1 protein-coding gene is annotated in these 1,170 nt (G+C 34.9%); it reads left to right on the top strand.

The window, feature by feature from the left end; genetic code table 11:
* A partial coding sequence (locus H5202_RS22925) for a hypothetical protein (RefSeq protein WP_182774044.1) occupies positions 1-606 on the top strand: 606 nt, incomplete at its 5' end.
* Positions 607-1,170: the final 564 nt, after the last annotated feature.

Genomic DNA, 1,170 nt, shown 5'->3' with positions numbered 1-1,170 from the left:
CCATCATCTAGCCACATAATGTTAGTACTGTATCGCCGCATTCAAGATGCTTTAGAACAATCTATTGTTAACGCATCCGGTCAATTGAAATCTGATTATGAACGACGTTTAGCCGACATAAAAATGCAAATAACCTCGGTTTCGAATGCGCCAAGCCAAGTCCCTGCTATTGAGAACTTTCGCTTACCAGACAACGATAAACAAATTTTAGAATTAGTTAAAACCCTCAAAAAGCTCAAAGCGATTTTACGTGCAGAACATAATAAAGGAAAAGTTGACCCATCTATCTTTGCACAAGAAGAGATGCGTATCGACAATCTCCAATTAAGAATAAATGTTGACTCTATGATTAGTCGAGCTCGAGCGGCTTGCTTTATGAAACAATACGGTTCTAGCAAACAAATGGTCACTAAAGCCTTAAACACGTTGCACACGATTAAATCTCAAACGCCAAATGATCCTTTTATTGCTAATAAAGTGGATGAAGCTAAACAATTGCTCGATGAAATAATGGGTGCTCAAAAGCGTAGTGAACCTAGTGCACCGAAACCAAAAAATGAAGGTGATGATCTTGATATGCTGTTTCAACCGAAAAAGAAATGGTGATTATCCTTATTTGCTACAGAGAATCGATTTAAAATAAAGTCTGCGCTATTTTTTAACCACAAAAAAAAGATCCAATAATACAGATAGTTAGAAAAATAACTTATGTTCTTCAACAATGTTGTCCACAGAAACTGTGGATAACATTGTTGAACGATACAGTATCACCGTTTTTTCACGCACTATTAGTTGTTATGTACTTAAGCTATCGCTGTTTCTATGTAGCTTGCATCTGGCTACATCTTTAATTCAACAGATAGTCATTTATCAAAGTATTCATTATAACCATTCATAATTACAATCTATTACGCTCATAAACATCGTTGGATTTAGGTTACAATTATTAGCAATAACTCATTATTTATAATGGTGCTTTGCTTGTAAGCAACAGTATAAATCTGGATAATATTAAAAATAGTAATATCAGCTGTAAAAGAGCCTTATGTTAAAAAAGACTTTCTTCAAAATTCTGCCTTTATTCCTATTAATGACCCTCTGCTCATGTGGTCAATCAGATGAGTTTGGCCAACCTCAACTCACACAGAACAAGTTTCCTTGGGTTTTTTC

It is taken from the genome of Shewanella sp. SG41-4, from assembly GCF_014164505.1.
Classification (GTDB): Bacteria; Pseudomonadota; Gammaproteobacteria; order Enterobacterales; family Shewanellaceae; genus Shewanella.
This window is presented reverse-complemented; position numbering and strand designations above follow the sequence as displayed.